Below are 16,480 nucleotides of genomic sequence, written 5' to 3'. Positions count from 1 at the left end.
ATGGTTATACCGCCCGGTGTTCGGATTTCAAGCAAAAAAAAGGGCCCAATATGGGCCCTGAGCAGAATTTGGTCTATCAGATGAGATCGTCCAGGCTCGAACGCTGGCCTTTGGAGGACTGAGAAGCCTGCGGAGTTGGAATTTTCACTCCCGAACGTGCGTTGGCACCCGATGACCCAGGGCCACCGCCATTTTGTCCACCGCCACCACCTCCCAGCCCTCCGGCGATCCCGCCCGCAACCTGGGCCGCAGTTTGTACTTTCTGCTGCGCTGGACCACCGCCGCCACTACCGCCACCCCCACCAGGTGCAGGATTACCTCCGGCAGGGGCACCCGCAGCACTGGCACCGCCACTGGCTAGAGCCCCAGCTGTACCTGCAATTCCGCCAGGCAAAGCAGCTCCCGCAATTCGTATTGCTGCTCCCACGACCGCCATGCCGGTTGCCGCCAATCCTGTAGTTGCACCGGCAGGATTGAAGCCTCCAAGACTCTTAACATCGTCCCAGAGCAAAAGTTTAGCGAAGATGATTTCAATAACGGTTAGTGCAACAAAGATAATGTACTGGCCTGTTCCGGCCGATATTAATAGGGTTGAGTTTTGAGCATAGTTGCCCATGTTGTAGCCTTGCATGGTCTCAGCATTAACTGCAAGCATTGTGGAGGCCATTGTTAAGCAGAGGTCATTAACGAACGCAACAATAAAGCAAAAAGCAATAATTTTAACAGAAGTAAAAATCACCCTTGTCGACCAGAAGATGCCGAAAACTGCAAAGATGGGGAATGTAATACCCATTAGTGCAGCGAGCATGGCGGCACCGTTTATCATCATTGGGATTTTTACAGTAAGCATCCATTCTCTGAAGGTTTTGCCTATATCCATAAATTTCGTTGTTCCGCTCTCGAACAACATGGTCATTGGATCGCGGACGTCGGAATCTTGGTAGTACATACCGCCATAGGTAAGTAATTCCGACTGTCCTTTTTTCCGCTGAGATGCTTCATTTCGTATGTGATTGAGCATTATTGCCGCCGCATCATCACCATCCCGTCTGAATGAGTTTTCCTGATAAGCAGGAGCATGTTTTTGGACGGCAGAGTTGAAATTTCTCTGTGCCATATCGATCATCAAGAACATGTCTTTGCAGGTCTTGGGATAGAAGTTCTGCTTTGCGCCAGTAGTTGGTGCTTCTTTGAAGCCCGAGTTCAAATATTTTTTGTACTTCGAGTCGCTAGCGTCAAGAGACAATGCTTGGTCAGCAACTTCCCCAGCTTTTTCTGGAAAGAGCTTCTGCACCCAATAAGCTTCGGTTGGGATCTCGAAGCCTTGGGGTGGGTTCGTGCCGTCATAAGGATTGCTATCACCCTCGATCTTGTCGAGCATAGCCATACCCTTCTTTGTACCTTCCACTACTGCATTGCCACCATCACGCTTCAGCCAAGTGGAGTTGGTAGGGTTATCATAATTGGCCTCGCCATTGCCCGTGACCTTGTCCAGAAAGCCTCTGCTATCTTCGAACTCAATCTCATTAGCACCGATTCCGGTAGACCCGAAGAAGCCGACATATCGTCCTGCACTTAACGCTTCGGGGGACTTCCCATTAGCAGCAATGAATGCAGGCTCGCACTTGTTTAAATAGTCCGAATAAAGTGGATACACAGGGCTGTCAGCAAAACGTTTTAGGGTGTTTTGGTTTGTTACGTGGTAGGCCCTGCTGAATGCATCTTCCGTAATCTTTCCTTCATTGACCTTGTCAAGTGCAGACTTAAAGATTGCGTAGATGTTGCCGACTATAGTCAGGGACCATCCCCCCCCGCGCGCCATTTGAACAGAGCTACCTGTGCCGGGGAATGTGAATGTAGAGACTGAAAGAAGCAAAAACATTAGGCAGGTGCCCGTGAGACCGGTGAAAACCGACCTCAGCTTATCCTCAGGGCTCCTCATCATAAGGATGGAGGTCCAGGCAAGACCTAGACCTCCGATAATGACTCCGGCGGAGTTAACCAGAAGAGTGTGGTAGTCCTGCCAAAGACCAAGGTAGTAACCGACCAAGTCAGCAAAATTGGAATCTACGAGCTTGAGGAAGTCGTAGTCCTTGACGGAATTATCGACATCAACATCAGCCATTTATTACCGCCTTAGCTGTCTGCTCGATTAGTTTGTTTCGCTCCATGTCATGCTTAATCTTGTTCTGGAGCATTTCATATTCTTTGCGAAGTGAGGACAATGCATTTGAATACCGAGCCTGATCATTGGAGCTTATTGCTTGGTCATCAACTTGGTTCGCCAGCCCGGTCATTACCCCCACTTCAAGTTTGGAAATGACCTCGTCTAGCTCTTTCATCATGGCCAGCGTGGCGAGATTTTGTTGGGCTTTGGCAAACAATGCGGGATTTGTAGTGCCTAGTTTGCGCATGAATTTAAATTCAGTCTCGGTGATGACGATGCCGCCGCGATTCACCAACTCCTTATAAGCGTCACTTTTTTCGAAGGTTGCTGGGTCTGCTTGATATACGTTCGCGTAGAGGCTTTGATACTCCTGAGTCAGCTTCTTCGATTCATCTTCAAGCGAAATGGTCCGAGGAGTGACCGTATGCGCGTCCTCTTCGGTACTGTAATTTGGCAGTAAGCCCGAATATTTCTTGATGTCTTCACAACCAAGCTCAGATGCAGCCAGCACGAGGGAGGTTTTGCCATCTTCGGGCTTGGCACCGCAGTTCTTGCTGGGCAATGGAGCAGAACCTGCGCCTGAACCAGAACCATTTCCTGATCCTCCCCCGCTCGATCCCGACGAACTCCCACTTGAAGAGCCTCCACCTTTCACGCCAACCAGGCCGCCGGTCATCCCTGACACGCCATTCATCAATGATGTCGCTCGGCTTGTAATTGTGTTTTTGGTGTCCTTCATTCGGGTAATGAGGCTGCTGGTGATCCCGTCACCAGACATGCACTTCGCGGACTTGTAGCCCTCTTCGACAGTGCAGTCAGCTTCGGCCATCACCTGCATGTTTTCTTCGTAAGCCTTGTCGGCACGCTGCCGTACACCACTGCAGGTGAGGTTCGAAAGATCCAGGCCAAACTGTCCGACAGCGTTAAGCTCGTCGATTACCGATTTCACGGTTGGCTGGCTGTAAGCGAGGTACATGATGGCGAGCGCCGGCGCGTTCTGAATGAACTGCTCAACCATGTCGCCGTACTGCCCGATCTGACCGTCCAAGACTGTGCCGAGGTTGAGTCCATCACAACCTACACCCACCTGGGTAGCGCCATACGCTCCAACAATGAACTGCTGCTTATCCTGGAAGGGGGTGAAGGTATCGAAACTACCGCTTCCACCACGACCAGCTTTGTTAACGGCACTCCCACTAAGCCTTGCACCGAACAATCCGGTCACATCATCCATTCGCCGGGACCAGGGCGAGTCAGAACTGTCGCTTTTACCGTCGCCATCAATAGGACCGTATCCATAATCGGCAAACGCCGTTGCGGTGCTGAAACTGATGAGAGCACTGCAAACCATGACGGCAAGTTTGTTCAGCTTCATTTGGAATCCTTCTTCGCAACAGTGGTGTTCTTCACGTAAGTCATTGCCATCAGTCGGCCTTCCAGCTGGTTCATGGTTCTGTTGCCAACCAGAGTTTCTCTTCGGCTAACTTTCATGTTGTCGATCCAAGTGATGGGCCAGGCTGTGATGCCCATCTTCGTGACGTTGTCTCTTTCTGCTTGGCTGAGCATCCGCCCGGTCAAGCCACGCGCGGTCACTTTCTCTGCGAAGACCTTTGCATCTCGATCGAGTTGGAAGACTCGCACCTTCAGCTTCGGATATTTCTGAACTAGCCTGCCAAGAGTGGCCAACTGACGGTCGCAGACAGGGCAGGTGGATTCAGTGAATACCGAGATGCTCAACGAGTCGGTGTCGATGGGCTTCTTCGCCGCGGACTCTTCCATGGCCGCGTCAAGCCCCTTGATGTGTTGTAGGTCACCGCGTTGCCACATCGCCATCTGGTAGAGATTCGCCGCTTGCTTATACTGGCCCCAGGTTTGGTCCATGTAGCTGACCAGCTCGTTGGCGGCCTCGGGAGACTGTTCTAGCTGTAGGCGAATGACTGCACTCGGGGTGCCCGGTTGGAAGTTGAATTCGAGCCCTTTGTTGTTGGTAATTCGCAGAGGCGCGTTCGGGTTTTTCTTCGCGTTTCGATTGAGCTCTGTGCAGTTTTTCATCCACTGCATGTTTTGGCAGTCGAGGATGTTCGGGAGTTTGTCGAGTTCTTCAATCTCACGATCCCGTGCCGTCCGATTCACCTTATCCAGCGCCGAAGACAAGGCTTCCGCGAGGACATCCTGGCCGTTGGGCACGTTGGACATGACAGTGCCTGCGTTGGAAATCAGTGCGCCGGCGACGAAGGCGAGCCCGATTTTGAGCTTGTGGTTCATAGGGTGACCTCAGTTCAGGAACGATGTGAGATCGGCAACCAATGAGGCAGGGTTGTTGACGACCCTGGGTTGTCCGTTCTTGGGAATGAGGACCAGTGCCGGCGTGCTTCGCACACCGTACTGGCTGGCAATCCGCCCACCCATGTCAGGGGTGAACCCCAACATTGGAAGTTGGCCGGATTGCTGATTGAAAACTCGCTTGGGGTCCCATGTGGCCTGATCGATTACGACGTAGAACTGAGCGTCTACTCGATCACCAAAACGGGCCCGGACCTCGTCGATCGCAGAGCGAATCTTTTCGACCGCATCCGAGTTGTCGGACACGAACGACATGATCGTCACTTCTGCAGCGGCCTCACGTAGAGGATCTATGAAACGGCCAACCTGTTGCCTCATGCGTTCGGCTTGCCGTTTAGCTCCTTCCAGATCTGCCGGGACCGGGAGGCCGCTTCTCCCGGCAATCGAGGGGAGGGTGCCTGGCGTGGCTGCAGCTAAGGATTTCTGTACCTGCAGGAGCATTGCCTCACTGCCCTTATGGCCACGCTTGGCAGCTGCCTCGAAGAAGGTCTTTGCCCTCTGCAAATGATCCGGGGTATTTGTTGCCCGCATCATCATCATCCCGAGGTGGTACATCGCCGTAACGTTGCCTGCTTTGGCTTCGGGGAAAAGAAGATCCCAGGCCTTCTGGTTTTCCCCTTTGAGCATGAGTACCAGGCCTTCGCCGACGCGCTGATCCTCTGAAGGACCTTTCTCCGCTGCGTTCAGTGAGGTACTGATCAGCAGGCTACTTAGCAGCAATAGAAATACCCGCACGGGCTCTCTCCTCGTGATAGATCGGCATGAACTCTTTCATGTAAATGTCGCGGTACTTTTTGGTCTTGGAGTGGTAGTAGCCGACCGCCTGAAGATCTGATCCGTACCGCTTTTTCAGGTCCGTGAGATGGCGGGCTGCGTAGTCAAGATTGAAAGCAGGATCGAGCCACTGCTGGACAGAGGCCTTTCCCTTGCCGTGAAAGCGGTAGTTGATTTGCGCGATTCCGAGATCGGTATTGAGTAGCCAGACTTTGCGCACGCGCAGTTGCCCATCGAGGACCTCTTTCGTGTCATCCATTCGTTGAAGGAGAGCGGGGAAGCCCTGGGCCTGTCTGCTGCGCTGATAGCTATTGGCGAAACTCATTGCAGCTCGTTCAGATGGGAAGAACCTCCGTATTGCTTTGGAGTTTTTGTCCGGGATGATCTTTACAAGCCAGGGTGCGGAGGTGAGTGCCCACAGGGCATTGACGGCCTGGTCTTTGGTTTGGAACCAAAAACCTTCGCCGTCTACGTTGAATACCCACGGCTGTTTTCTGGATTCCTTCTGCACCATTGCCCGGAACACGAGTCGATCATTTCCGTATCTGGCTGCAGTAGCGTCGATGAGGTAGTCATAGTCCTGGGCCGAGACAGTGGCCGAGGTGATCAACAGGAGTGCAATCAAAATCCATCTCATCGGGCCGAATCCTCGATCGTTGTGAAATGGTTCTTGCGCAACCACTGCAAAGCGCGTGACCGATCACGTGCGCAGGCATCAAGACGTCGAAAAGCTTCCGGGTGAGGGTCCGTAGAGGAGGTACCAAGGAACTTGTGAACCATCTCGTGATGGATGATGTACCGGATGACGAAAATCGGTGCTCCATTGCCGGCCGATCTTGAGAGGATCGGATGAACCAGAAGCGACTCCTCGCCGCTGACCATTTCGATGCTGCCCGGGGCGACGTAGATCGTGTCGTCGCAAACTCTGTTCACCGATTTGGCCACATCCGGCCAGGTTGGATCTTTCAGCAGGGTGAGCACTCGTACGTACAGCAGTGCTGCGTCTCTTGGGCCGTTAGGTGAAAACTGCTCCAGGAGTGTTTTGGCTTGTTGAAGATCTTTTTTGTGGTAGGCCTCAACACCCGCCTGCAAATCCTTCAGCTCCTGTGGAGAGAGATGATTGATCTCAGTCTTAGGCTCTGGGGACTCGCAGGCGCTGGGGATGCCCCAGCGCGGGCGAATGTTGATGGAATTTCCGAAGTAGCTGCGATTCACCTCGTCGGCCAGGCGCTCCAGATTGAGTTGCTCATCCGGTGAGACCTGACGGAGGACGTTAGATCGCGCTACAGCCATTTGGTGAACTCCAGAACTTGTGGGCCACTTGACCGTTTTTGTCTTGCAGGTCCAAGCGATCGCCCACGATTGAAACGCGGTACCCATCAAGGAAATCGCCTTGGCCAACCATGTCCTCTGCTCCCGCGTGCACGATGAAGGCGTGTGCAACACAGGTGCTGCAGTTCCTGGCCGCCTCTGCTACTGCTTTCACACAAATCCGCGGACGAGCCTTGCTTATCGCGACTGGCGACGACTTCGCCACTGGGGTTCTTGTCGGCGCTTTGGTGATGCGTTGCTGAACAGCCGGTTTGGTTTGCTTGGCCTTTTCAGCTTTGAGTTGGGCTTCCATCTTGCTGAGCTTCTGCTCGAGGGCTGAGATCTTTTCAGCCTGAGCGGCAATGTCAGCGTTAGCCTTTGTCAAAGCCTCATTGCTTTTCGGCGCTTCCTTTACGGGAGCACTATCCGGGTTGACGCTGGGGGTTCCAGCGAAAACGGGGGGCTGCTTTTCCGCGCCAATCGAAGAGGTAATTGCGGCCCCAGATTGGCTTGCTATTGGTGCTTGAGCACCGAAAGGATTTGCCGGCGAATCCTCATGCGGCGAGAAAGGCTCCGCGACAGGAGCAAGAGCAGGAGCAGGAGCAGGAGCAGGGACACCCAGGTCAGGGGATGCGGTGGTGTGGGGTGCCGCCTCGCTCAATGGCTGGTCCAGCCCACCGAATGCTGGAGGAGCCGAACTGATTTCAGTTGGTTTTTGGAATGGCTCTGGTTCAGAACTGAGACTCCGCGAAGTTTGACCGGGACCATCAATAGGCAGAGACAGATCATCCTGGGCGCCAAGTTCTGCTTGGGTGTGATCGGCGGGTTCTGTACCAAAGGCCATTCCTTCCTCGCTGGAGGTAGGGGCCTCCTGCGCTGCTTCATTCTCAGAAGGCGTTTGGCTTGTACTGGAACCCTCCATCTGACCTTTGGCGAAGAGGACAAGCCCCACGACCAAGATCGCTGCAATCAGCTTTTGCCCCATCGTGAGTTGGGAAAGCTTGTTGGTCTTCTTGGGTTTCTGATCATCTTCTTCCGCAATGATCGGTTCCAAGGGCTCCAGTTCGTCGCCGTGTGCGTCGGCTTGAGGCGACTCTTTCGCGGCCGCCGAACCAAGGTCAATGGTGGGCTCTGTGCCTTGGCTGGCGCTGTCCTGTCCTGGCTTTTTACGTGCGAGGTTGCCAACCCCCGAGCTGATCTTATTGACGAGGTCCTTCAGGGAAGGTTTTTCTTCGTTGTTGCTCATGGCTTAATTTCCCAATACCGGCAGATAGGTTGGTGCTTCTTCGGTCCAGCGACCTGGAGCGATCTGGACGCATTCCTTGTGGCCAGGGACCAGCATTCCGTTTTGCACCCGTGCAGGAATATCAACACCGCACTGAATGATCGGCGGGTCCCAGGTGAACCGATCGCGTGCACGCATCTTTCCCTTCAGATCTGTGAGGACCTGTGTGACGCCTTCCTCGTAAGCGCGGCGCTCGAGTTCGGTTTTGGGGGCGTAGAGGGGCTTAATAGGCTTGGCCTGCTCCTCGATGATCGTTTCGCGCGGTTCGTACTTCGACGAACAAGCTGCGAGCGAGGCGAGTGCGGCTACCGCCGCGAGGGTTTTAAGCAGCTTGATTGACATGGTATCGAGCACCATACGGGTGAGATTTTGCGAGCTCGGAGATTGCTTTCTGGCGAGCTTTTGATTCGGAGATGGAGTGCTTCTGCACAAGCTCCTGGGTCTTGCGCTCGCGCATTTGGTAGTCGTCCGGATGGGACGAGGCGATCCAAAGCGCCATGGGGCTGGCGAAGAGCCGGAAGACACCGCTGTAGTATTCGGATTTGGTTGTCCGCATCCGGTAAAAGACTTCGCTGTACAGCGGGGGCAGAGATGCAAGCGATCGCCAAAGCTCAATCTCCTCGGCAGTAAATGCGAGGAATTCCTTCGCGATGTCGTAGTCCGACTGCGAGCAGGCCAGGAAGAAGTAATGGCTTGTGTTCTCGAGGATGCCGTCCTGTGACTCGCCATTCCCACCTGACTCAGCACGGATCAGGTTGACGAAGTCCTTCACGGTCTGAGAAATCAGCAAGCAGCCGGCACCATAGCGGCGGAGTTCTCGATAGAAGCTGGAGAGCGCCGATGCGGCAGTCGGGTCAGAAAGGGTTGCCCACGCTTCGTCGACAGCCACGATCTTCTTGCGGCTACGTTCAAGCTTGAACTTGCAGTACAAGTCGATCTGGCGGAACAGGGCCAGAGTGACTACGGGTAGGGCAGGAGACTTTGCCATCCGCTGGGTTTCGAGAACGGTAAAGTCGTTCTCCCATTGGACCTGCAGGAAGCCGTCAAAGAGAGCTGCAAATGGCCCGGCCCCGTAGTAGAGGGTGAGCGCCTGGACGAGCGATCTGCCCGACTGTTCAGTGAACTCAGTTTTGTCGAGGTAAGGGATGAAGTCCCTGAAACGAGGTTCGTCCTTCGGCTTGGTAGCTACCCAGTCGGTATAGAACTCGTTGAGTGCCTGATACAGCAGAGGCACTGTCACTGGGGTAATGACCGATGTTTTGGACTGCTCTGCAGCGCTGGAGGTGATCATCATCACCAGCATGCGAGCAATGAAGAACATGTCTTCCAACGTCGGCATTTCGTTGTTGCCGTCGTCGTTTTTACCGATCCAGAACGGGTTGATACAGATGGGGTTGATGGTCCGCCCGGTGATCGGCTCTTTGAACGGCTCGGTCGCAAGGCGAATGTAGTTGCCATCGAGAACCAGGCAGAGGCTCTCGTAGGAGTCGCCCTTGTCGATGATCCAGACTTTAGGTCGGTACTTCACCCTCAAGGCCATCAACAGGTTGTTGAAGGTGAACGACTTACCAGTACCGGTACTACCGCAAATCAGGCTATGCGCGGTGTTCGTCATCTGGCCCCACAGGTCCAGATAGATCGGCTGTCCCGCCCTGTTGTTCATCAGGATTGCAGGGTCGGAGCAGCCTTGGTATTCAACAAAGAACGGACACAGATGGGACAAGCTTTCCGTGAGGTGAGGGGTGTCACGACGGAAGAGCTTCATGCTGCTCTTGCGGAAGTTCAACGGCATGCTGTTCCTGACAGCAGCGTCGCCGCGAAGGGATTCTTTGTGCCCCACACGCCAAAGCATGTTCTCCAACTGCATGGCTTGATCATCGACCTGGGCCTCGACGAACCCCATCAGGTTGATGTGAAGCGACACGTCAAAAAACTGCTCGCGGTTGTTGGCGTTTTCCGCACTGATCTTGGATTTAACCTTCTCCAGGTCATTGCGCTGCTGAGCCAGCAGATCCTTGTCGCCAATTTTCATGGCTTCTTTCCCGGATTGCATGCGCCCACGAGTCCATAGGCGGCTCATCATCGCTACTGGGGAGGGCACGCTCCAGTTGATGGTGATCAGCGATTCGCTCTCGATGCCCGACATGGCCACCTGCAGCATGCCCGGGAAGCTCGAGGTTGGTTTACCCAGTACCGAGACTGGGCGGATGAAGTAGGGGACGCCAGAATCGTGAATCGTCCAGCCTTTCTCCTCAGTTTCGACAGAGGCGAACATCGGGGCATTGTTGAGAGTTTCCCGGTACGCGACTTGGCTCGGGTTCTTCAAGCAATCCAGGATGGGCAAGTCAGGCCGGTACTTGGGCGGGTCGACCTTGAAGCAGCGAACGGGGTTGAAAAGCTGGTACTGAAGGTTGATGAGGCCTTGGCCGTTAAGCGAGCCCGGCTGGAACCCGAACGTGGCCAAAGCCTGGCCGATCTCATGACAGAGTTGGCCAAAGCGTCTTGCGTGCTTCGTGTATTCCTTATGAGCCAGCTTGTTGGCGTCGATAAGCCCCATCGAAGCCAGTGCGTTCTTCGCGGTGTTGTCGATGAACTTGCCGAAGAGGTAATCCGGACTCCAGAGCAAGACCAGGTAGAAGTCCGTTACAAAGGGATAGCGACCTTGGCTTACTTCGCGCTCAATCTGCTCGGTGACATTGGCCCGAACGTCATCCTCTCCCTCTTCCGCCCAGGGGTCTCCGCCCATGAGAAGAGTCCGCACATTATTTCGAAGCTTCTCATCCTCGATCTCGGCCAGAGAGTCCTCACGCATGCGCTCAAGGACCTCGGTGGAGAGCTTTGTGAAGAAACCTTCAGGCGAGCTTGCCGCAACAATCTGTCGTTCGACGATCGAGTTCGCGATTTCGAGAGCGAACTCATCTTCTCCGCCTTCAATACCTGCACGGTAGATCCCAAGAACTTCGCGAATATCTCGATGGGTGTGACGAATGAATTGACCGGCCGATCCAGATGGATACTTGTTCAGTACATCACCAAGACCTTTACTGAGGGACCACAGGTCATCGTTGTTCAGGAGCGAGGCATCCATACCTCGTAGCTTCCAGATTTTGGCGAAGCGACCATCGATGGTGTGGAAATAGCTGCCATGCTTCTCGTACAGGAATGCATCGGAAAGCAACTGGATGGGCATGCCGCCCTGATACCCGCGGCGAGCCAGGCCAGCCAACTCAGTGTCGTAGAGATGCAGGTCGTCAATTTTTACCTTGGCCATCAACCCTGCCCCTTGAGTGTTGCTGTAACCACGCGCCCTTCCGGGTAAACGGTCACACGAGCGCCACTGACTCGGGTGAGGTATTCCGCAAGGTCGCGCAGCGAGTTGGGATGCGAGTTGAGCTTGATCACTTGGTCTTGGTTGACTTGCGGATCGAAGCGAGAGTCGTAGCCGGACGCTGCGGCCGAGAGTCGGACGATTTCACCAAGGGTGAGGTCTTGGTTCTTGAAGAGTTGTGCCCACGGGATTTCGTCTGCCTGAATCAGCTCGCGGTGATCGGTTGTGTTTTCCTTTTGGAAAATTTTCCGATAGAGAACGACGTCAGGTTGAAGAACAGTCAGGTCTTGGCCTGATCCCAGGATCATCTTTGTGTGGTGTTCGCGAATGGCATCCTTGTACATCTGGGGAACACCCTCAGCCAAAGCCGTGGATGCCGCTGCCAGGAGACAGAAGCCGATGGTCAGTTTGCCCAATCTGCTTCCTCCACGATGATGTAATCCCAGCGGCCGCCATGCTTCACGCCGGTTTTAGCGTCGGCGTATGGCACCACCCATACCGGCGCTACAACGTCCGGGTTTCGGATCGGAAAGTACGGTTCCGATGAGCCAAGCTCTGGCCGCGCGCGCAGGCCTTGGCGCAGGAGCGAGACCGTGTCTCTGCTGGCGCTGCCATGGACCGCATCGTAGATCTGGTCCATCGAAGCACTGTTTTTGAAAGGCTCCTCACTGGCACAACCGCTGAGAAGCAATGCGGTGGACAAGGCCAAGAATGGGCGGATGTTCATGGCTGGTTCCTAGATCAGGGTGTCGTACATGCCGGGGTCAATGTCGAACGCCTCAGCTGGTTTCAAAACACGGAAGGTTTGGTCTGTTACGAAGCGCAGCTTGATGCCCGGCTCGACGATGACGGTGTCTACCGCAGCGTTTGCTTCTCGCTCGAATCGCTCCGAGATCTTCTTGAACATCCCGGCGATGCCCTCGTTGACCGCCGCCTTCGTGGCGTTCCCGGTTAACTGGCTGGTGGTTGAGCTGGTTCCGTTTTCCATCGCGCTATTCGTAGTGAACTCGGCCTGGCTCAGGGTGGAGGCATATGCCGCTGCGGCTGCTGCAGCTGACTGGAGTGCGAGGGTGCGGCCTGAGGCCTTGTCCAGGCGGCCGTAGACGTCTTGCTCGTTGTCTCGCGTATCGACGATGTACCCGGTTGCAGGGACCGTCTGGGCACCACCGGTCTCGTCCCAGTAGGAGAGTTGCTCGATGCGAATGGTCGCGCGGCCCGTATTCGAGCTGGAGTTGCGGTTGCCAGAGCAGAGGCCCATCAGGTGGATAGTGCCGAGATCTCGTTCGGCGCCGTTGGGACCCTTGAAGATGCCGCGCACCGGAAGGACTACCGGTCGAGCGGGAATTTTCCCTTCTTCGGATGCCCCAGGAGCGTTGGCGCCGATCGGGCACGCAACCCCGTGAAGCGTGGTGACTTCCACAAAAGAGAAGGCGGGTACTTCATACGTTTCGCGCGGACTCTGGGTTGGCAGGGAGGCGTTGAGAGACTGGGCTGCCGGCATCGGGTCCGGGTTCGGCTGGCGGCCGTTCAGCTTTGCCAGGGTCGCGTCGGTCTCGTTGTAGGTATTCACGCCAGCGCGCTGAATGCCATTCGACTCAGGAGCTGACATGTTGGCAAACAGCTGTTGCTCGGTCTCAGCAGTTGAGCCCGCGCCGCCTCCGCTTTTTCCGTTGAATTGCTGACCGCCCGCGTCCCCGCCATTGAGCAGGAAATAGTTCGGACCGTAACGGTTGGAGTTCGATGGGTTTGCAGAGACTGCCGGCATTGGCGGCTCGAGTGAAAAGTCCTCGAGGTTTAGTCCTTCAGAAGAGGAGGGTGGCAATGGCATGCTGGAGCCTTTGTCCAGCTTGTTGATACCACCGTAAACACCGTCAACCTGATCTTTTCGTAGTTGTGCAACTTCTTCACTGAGAGCTCGAATCTCAGTGTTCGATTTCTGCTCTGCTTTGCGTTGGTCCTCAAGCATCTTCGCCTTGAGAGCCTCGCGATCCTCCTCGCCTCGCTTGATTTTGTCCTCAAGGGTTTCGATCTTCTTGGCGAACTGAGTCAGTGCAGCATCTTTATCCTGGATGGTGATCGAGTTGACTTTGTCACTGCCAACCTCAACTGCCTTGGGTGCGTCAACCGAAGTCGCACCTGTGGTTTCGCTGTTGCCGCCCATGAAGTTCATGGCAACACCAAGCGCACCAACTGCAGCGACGATATATAGGCCGCGTTGCTTCGTTATTACGTTCTTCTTCTGATCGTTATCGGCGCTCACTGTACTTTCTCCGATACGATGAATAGCAACCCGCGATGTGACTCTCCGTAGACCTCGGTAATGTATTCGGGGGAGGGGCCTAGTATCCGAGAGGAAGGGAGCATGGAAACTTGTCTGGCAATTCCAAGGGACTCGCGTACGGCCTTGTTGCCATAGTCGATTTGATCAATGGCGACTTTTGTTGACGTGCGACCGTTGTTGATGACTTCGTAAGTAGTGCCGATGTACTTCGGACCCACAACTTGGGAGCGAAGTTTGAATTCCAGCGAGCCCTGCCGAAACACAACACGATCAGTCTCTGAAAGTCGGGAAAAATCCTGTTCGCGATATCCCGAAGGCAGTTTCCCATCGTAGAGATAGTTCATCAGACCTTTAATTCTTCCGCGGGAGTCTCGCGCCATGGCGGACCTATCAGCGATCGGCTGGCCCGAAATAGTGACTTGGCTGTCTGCGCAACCAGGCCGGGTTATAAGTTTGAGAATGTACGTTTGCTTGGACGGCGCATCGACATAAACAAGGCCCGTATACAGCGGATCTGTCGCTTGAAATGCGAGCTTGTTTTTGATAGGGGACGGGTAGAAGTCCATGCCCTGAGTTACCTCTACATAAATACCGTCGAGGTAGGGCTCGGGGAACAAAACCTCTGCACGCTGGGTGTCGTTTGAAATGTAAATGTCAACTGGCGAGTTGTTGTAAACAACAGTGCGCGGATTCCGGTTGCACTCGTCGCTCGCAAATATCGTGGTTGACATGGCTGCGCAAAGGCCGGCAGCTATCAGTCGCTTCTTCAACCCTAAATCTCCTGGATGTCGAAGTCATCAGCCACAACCGCCCACTCGTAGAACTTCGAAGGCTTGACTGGCTTGATTAGAATTTTCACATTGTACTTAGCCTTGTTGAAAACCCTATTCAAAGTGGCCCTGTGGCGTTCAGCAGTGAAGGACACCACATAACCCTGTGGGGTAACTTCGACTTGATATGGAGAAGATTTTGTGAATACCTGTGTGATCTGCTGCTCAACCGACTGGTTTGCAACGATCTTCAAACTATCTTCCTTCAGCGCGCGGAGACGTGGCGACATCATTCTCAATGCTTCTTCGGCATTGGTTCGAGCAGACAGAGGAGTGAAGTTGTAGTAGTTGTCAAGGAAGACAGCCACGAATGCAATGATGTGTCTCTGTGGAATCTGCCGCTCGCTGATAAAGATCCCCTCAGAGTTTGGGAATCCATACATGATTCGCTCGCTTTGCAATCTCCGGTTTGTTTCCTGCAGTTCCCTATTCATGCCAACCAGCACGGCGATAACGACTGCAAAAACCGCTGAGATGGCGATCAGCGTAATGATGGCTCTGCCCGCACGAAGATCACTTGCGCCGAGCAAATTGAAATACTTCAACGGTGCGCCGTATTGCTCACTCATGTCAGGGCTCGTATCGGTTGCAGTAAGACGGTGAGGGAATCAGCCCGATCTCGAGCCAGATCCGCGCAGTGAAGCGACCGAACTTCCCGACTGCCTTTTGAAGGGCAGGGAACTCGCTCGTCATTACGTAGAGGTCGCCTACGAAAGTTGAGGCCATCAGGGCTAGGAAGCCCTGAGGCTTATTTCTCGTGGAACGCTTGAAGAGCCACAGGCAGAAAAATGCAACGGCAAAGGCCCAAAGGTTTTCGCCTGTGGTTTTGCTGACGATCACCAAGGGAACGATGAAGAACAGAAGGTCCTCTTGGGTGAGGCCTCCGAAGTTCACCGGGCTCGTCGCGAAGGCATAAGTCGGTGCTTCAGTTGTGACTCTCAAGCGCATGGTTACTTGGTCCCCGAAGAACTGGAACCAGTACCACCGGCCATGTTGAAGCCGGCCAGGTTACCGGCCTTGACCACTACGGTTTCACCGAAGAGGGAAATCAGAACCACGAGCACGAATACCCACCAGCCGCGTGCGCCTGCGAAAAGCACCGACAGCAGCAGAAGTGCCAACCCGGCCCAGAGACCGTAACTGGCAATCAGACGCCACCAGTAGAGGAAGCTGTTGTTGGAGTTCTTCGCGATCGTCTCGTCCGGCGCGAAATCGCCGTCGAACGCAGCCATTGCGATATCGGGCATGGCGACGATGAAGATGGTCACCGCCAGTGCGAGAATCCCCAACGCAAAGCGTTTGAGGTCCTCCGTTTTCAGTTGCGGCGCGAGGCCAGTCATTTGCATGGGTCAATCTCCGACTCGAGTTGGGGTGAAAAACAGGCCATCGGGGGTAACGGTCTGGTACCGGAGCCGCTTTTGCTCCGGTTGCAGAACTACGTTGATGGTCTCTTCCACGGGCCGGACCTGTGCGAGCATCCTTACGAGATCCAGCCCTGGAAGTGGGGCGCTGGCTTCGGCCTTCTTGAGTTCGTCCTGAGCCATGCGAAGGTTTTGAGCAGCGAGAGACAGGTGCTCAATGGCACGCTGATACCGGGGATCGCGCTGATCGATTACGTACGGGTCGGATTCAGCAAATGCTGGCTGAACGGCAATGGCCGCCAGATATCCGATCCCTAAAGCCCATGCGTGAAAGTTCATAAAGGGCCCTCCTTTCCCAAATAGTGGAAAGTGAGTGCCCCTTTTTTGAGGGTCGGTAGTGACAGGCCGGCTTTGGGCCGGCCCGAGGGGAGGGGAGCAGAGAGTTAAGAGGTTTTTTTCTCGTCGAACAGCTGGCCAACCCAGCGCCTGGTTCGATGGAATTGTGCAAGCAGCACCTTGCCCAGGAATCCAAACAACTGCACGGTTACCAACGACAGCACGATCTGCACGTAGGTGAAAATCATGCGGACGAAGGCGTTAATCAGCAGAGAGGTCAGGCCGCGAGTAGGCTGGAAAGCAAGCCCGAGGCAGATGATCACGGCAGCGATGGCCAAGTAAGCGGGCCAACCGATTCGCTGCACATGGAACTGGGTAATATCGAGAAACCAGTCCCATACAACCCCGAAGTCCCAATCCCACTGCCGCAGTTTGTCTTGCCAATTCATGGTGTCTCCTCAATG

At 54.6% G+C, this 16,480-nt stretch carries 18 protein-coding genes; all 18 read right to left on the bottom strand.

Annotated features, from left to right (window positions below; translation table 11 throughout):
* Positions 1 to 76: 76 nt before the first annotated feature.
* Positions 77 to 2,125: a hypothetical protein gene (locus tag RN02_RS34425; RefSeq protein ID WP_010792891.1), complete on the bottom strand. Its 2,049-nt coding sequence runs from the start codon at positions 2,123 to 2,125 to the stop codon at positions 77 to 79.
* Positions 2,118 to 3,542: a hypothetical protein gene (locus RN02_RS02905; protein WP_010792892.1), complete on the bottom strand. Its 1,425-nt coding sequence runs from the start codon at positions 3,540 to 3,542 to the stop codon at positions 2,118 to 2,120. The genes RN02_RS34425 and RN02_RS02905 overlap by 8 nt, the downstream gene beginning before the upstream one ends.
* Positions 3,539 to 4,432 carry a TlpA family protein disulfide reductase gene (locus RN02_RS02900; RefSeq protein ID WP_010792893.1) on the bottom strand — a complete coding sequence of 298 codons (894 nt, stop codon included), beginning with the start codon at positions 4,430 to 4,432 and terminating at the stop codon, positions 3,539 to 3,541. The genes RN02_RS02905 and RN02_RS02900 overlap by 4 nt, the downstream gene beginning before the upstream one ends.
* Positions 4,433 to 4,441: 9 nt before the next feature.
* On the bottom strand, positions 4,442 to 5,245 hold the full coding sequence (locus RN02_RS02895) for a sel1 repeat family protein (RefSeq protein WP_010792894.1): 804 nt from the start codon (positions 5,243 to 5,245) through the stop codon (positions 4,442 to 4,444).
* Complete coding sequence (locus tag RN02_RS02890) at positions 5,217 to 5,921, bottom strand: transglycosylase SLT domain-containing protein (RefSeq protein ID WP_010792895.1); 705 nt, start codon at positions 5,919 to 5,921, stop codon at positions 5,217 to 5,219. Before RN02_RS02890 ends, RN02_RS02895 begins: the two co-directional genes overlap by 29 nt.
* A complete protein-coding gene (locus tag RN02_RS33075; RefSeq protein WP_010792896.1) occupies positions 5,918 to 6,577 on the bottom strand; it encodes a hypothetical protein in 660 nt (219 codons plus the stop codon). Before RN02_RS33075 ends, RN02_RS02890 begins: the two co-directional genes overlap by 4 nt.
* Positions 6,558 to 7,841, bottom strand: coding sequence for a hypothetical protein (locus RN02_RS32020; protein WP_042933845.1), 1,284 nt, complete (start codon positions 7,839 to 7,841; stop codon positions 6,558 to 6,560). Before RN02_RS32020 ends, RN02_RS33075 begins: the two co-directional genes overlap by 20 nt.
* A gap of 3 nt (positions 7,842 to 7,844) precedes the next feature.
* Positions 7,845 to 8,222, bottom strand: a complete 378-nt coding sequence (locus tag RN02_RS32015) for a hypothetical protein (RefSeq protein WP_019438451.1) — start codon at positions 8,220 to 8,222, stop codon at positions 7,845 to 7,847.
* Positions 8,203 to 11,151, bottom strand: coding sequence for a VirB4 family type IV secretion system protein (locus RN02_RS02875; RefSeq protein ID WP_010792899.1), 2,949 nt, complete (start codon positions 11,149 to 11,151; stop codon positions 8,203 to 8,205). The genes RN02_RS32015 and RN02_RS02875 overlap by 20 nt, the downstream gene beginning before the upstream one ends.
* Positions 11,151 to 11,624: a hypothetical protein gene (locus tag RN02_RS02870; protein WP_010792900.1), complete on the bottom strand. Its 474-nt coding sequence runs from the start codon at positions 11,622 to 11,624 to the stop codon at positions 11,151 to 11,153. The genes RN02_RS02875 and RN02_RS02870 overlap by 1 nt, the downstream gene beginning before the upstream one ends.
* On the bottom strand, positions 11,612 to 11,935 hold the full coding sequence (locus RN02_RS02865) for a TraV family lipoprotein (RefSeq protein ID WP_010792901.1): 324 nt from the start codon (positions 11,933 to 11,935) through the stop codon (positions 11,612 to 11,614). Before RN02_RS02865 ends, RN02_RS02870 begins: the two co-directional genes overlap by 13 nt.
* Positions 11,936 to 11,944: 9 nt before the next feature.
* A complete protein-coding gene (locus tag RN02_RS02860) occupies positions 11,945 to 13,468 on the bottom strand; it encodes a hypothetical protein (RefSeq protein WP_010792902.1) in 1,524 nt (507 codons plus the stop codon).
* Positions 13,465 to 14,259, bottom strand: coding sequence for a hypothetical protein (locus RN02_RS02855; RefSeq protein ID WP_010792903.1), 795 nt, complete (start codon positions 14,257 to 14,259; stop codon positions 13,465 to 13,467). The genes RN02_RS02860 and RN02_RS02855 overlap by 4 nt, the downstream gene beginning before the upstream one ends.
* 2 nt (positions 14,260 to 14,261) lie before the next feature.
* Positions 14,262 to 14,888 (bottom strand): hypothetical protein, encoded by a 627-nt coding sequence (locus RN02_RS02850; RefSeq protein WP_010792904.1) that lies wholly within the window; start codon positions 14,886 to 14,888, stop codon positions 14,262 to 14,264.
* 1 nt (position 14,889) lies between these two features.
* Complete coding sequence (locus RN02_RS02845) at positions 14,890 to 15,267, bottom strand: hypothetical protein (protein WP_010792905.1); 378 nt, start codon at positions 15,265 to 15,267, stop codon at positions 14,890 to 14,892.
* Positions 15,268 to 15,269: 2 nt separating this feature from the next.
* On the bottom strand, positions 15,270 to 15,665 hold the full coding sequence (locus tag RN02_RS02840) for a hypothetical protein (protein ID WP_010792906.1): 396 nt from the start codon (positions 15,663 to 15,665) through the stop codon (positions 15,270 to 15,272).
* Between the two features lie 3 nt (positions 15,666 to 15,668).
* Entirely contained in the window at positions 15,669 to 16,019 is a 351-nt protein-coding gene (locus RN02_RS32010) for a hypothetical protein (RefSeq protein WP_010792907.1), read from the bottom strand.
* A 104-nt stretch (positions 16,020 to 16,123) separates the two neighbouring features.
* Positions 16,124 to 16,465, bottom strand: coding sequence for a hypothetical protein (locus RN02_RS02830; protein WP_010792908.1), 342 nt, complete (start codon positions 16,463 to 16,465; stop codon positions 16,124 to 16,126).
* Positions 16,466 to 16,480 lie beyond the last annotated feature (15 nt).

The organism is Pseudomonas sp. PI1, assembly GCF_000812405.1.
GTDB lineage: Bacteria > Pseudomonadota > Gammaproteobacteria > Pseudomonadales > Pseudomonadaceae > Pseudomonas > Pseudomonas citronellolis.
The sequence above is the reverse complement of the archived record's forward strand: the minus strand, read 5'-3'. Positions and strand labels throughout refer to the sequence as shown.

What these genes read in the sequence shown, in the direction of transcription:
- RN02_RS02865 (WP_010792901.1), bottom strand. Translation starts at nt 11,935, where the DNA reads ATGAACATCCGCCCATTCTTGGCCTTGTCCACCGCATTGCTTCTCAGC.
- RN02_RS32010 (WP_010792907.1), bottom strand. Translation starts at nt 16,019, where the DNA reads ATGAACTTTCACGCATGGGCTTTAGGGATCGGATATCTGGCGGCCATT.
- RN02_RS02850 (WP_010792904.1), bottom strand. Translation starts at nt 14,888, where the DNA reads ATGAGTGAGCAATACGGCGCACCGTTGAAGTATTTCAATTTGCTCGGC.
- RN02_RS02875 (WP_010792899.1), bottom strand. Translation starts at nt 11,151, where the DNA reads ATGGCCAAGGTAAAAATTGACGACCTGCATCTCTACGACACTGAGTTG.
- RN02_RS32015 (WP_019438451.1), bottom strand. Translation starts at nt 8,222, where the DNA reads ATGTCAATCAAGCTGCTTAAAACCCTCGCGGCGGTAGCCGCACTCGCC.
- RN02_RS32020 (WP_042933845.1), bottom strand. Translation starts at nt 7,841, where the DNA reads ATGAGCAACAACGAAGAAAAACCTTCCCTGAAGGACCTCGTCAATAAG.
- RN02_RS33075 (WP_010792896.1), bottom strand. Translation starts at nt 6,577, where the DNA reads ATGGCTGTAGCGCGATCTAACGTCCTCCGTCAGGTCTCACCGGATGAG.
- RN02_RS02890 (WP_010792895.1), bottom strand. Translation starts at nt 5,921, where the DNA reads ATGAGATGGATTTTGATTGCACTCCTGTTGATCACCTCGGCCACTGTC.
- RN02_RS02905 (WP_010792892.1), bottom strand. Translation starts at nt 3,542, where the DNA reads ATGAAGCTGAACAAACTTGCCGTCATGGTTTGCAGTGCTCTCATCAGT.
- RN02_RS02830 (WP_010792908.1), bottom strand. Translation starts at nt 16,465, where the DNA reads ATGAATTGGCAAGACAAACTGCGGCAGTGGGATTGGGACTTCGGGGTT.
- RN02_RS02845 (WP_010792905.1), bottom strand. Translation starts at nt 15,267, where the DNA reads ATGCGCTTGAGAGTCACAACTGAAGCACCGACTTATGCCTTCGCGACG.
- RN02_RS02840 (WP_010792906.1), bottom strand. Translation starts at nt 15,665, where the DNA reads ATGCAAATGACTGGCCTCGCGCCGCAACTGAAAACGGAGGACCTCAAA.
- RN02_RS02900 (WP_010792893.1), bottom strand. Translation starts at nt 4,432, where the DNA reads ATGAACCACAAGCTCAAAATCGGGCTCGCCTTCGTCGCCGGCGCACTG.
- RN02_RS34425 (WP_010792891.1), bottom strand. Translation starts at nt 2,125, where the DNA reads ATGGCTGATGTTGATGTCGATAATTCCGTCAAGGACTACGACTTCCTC.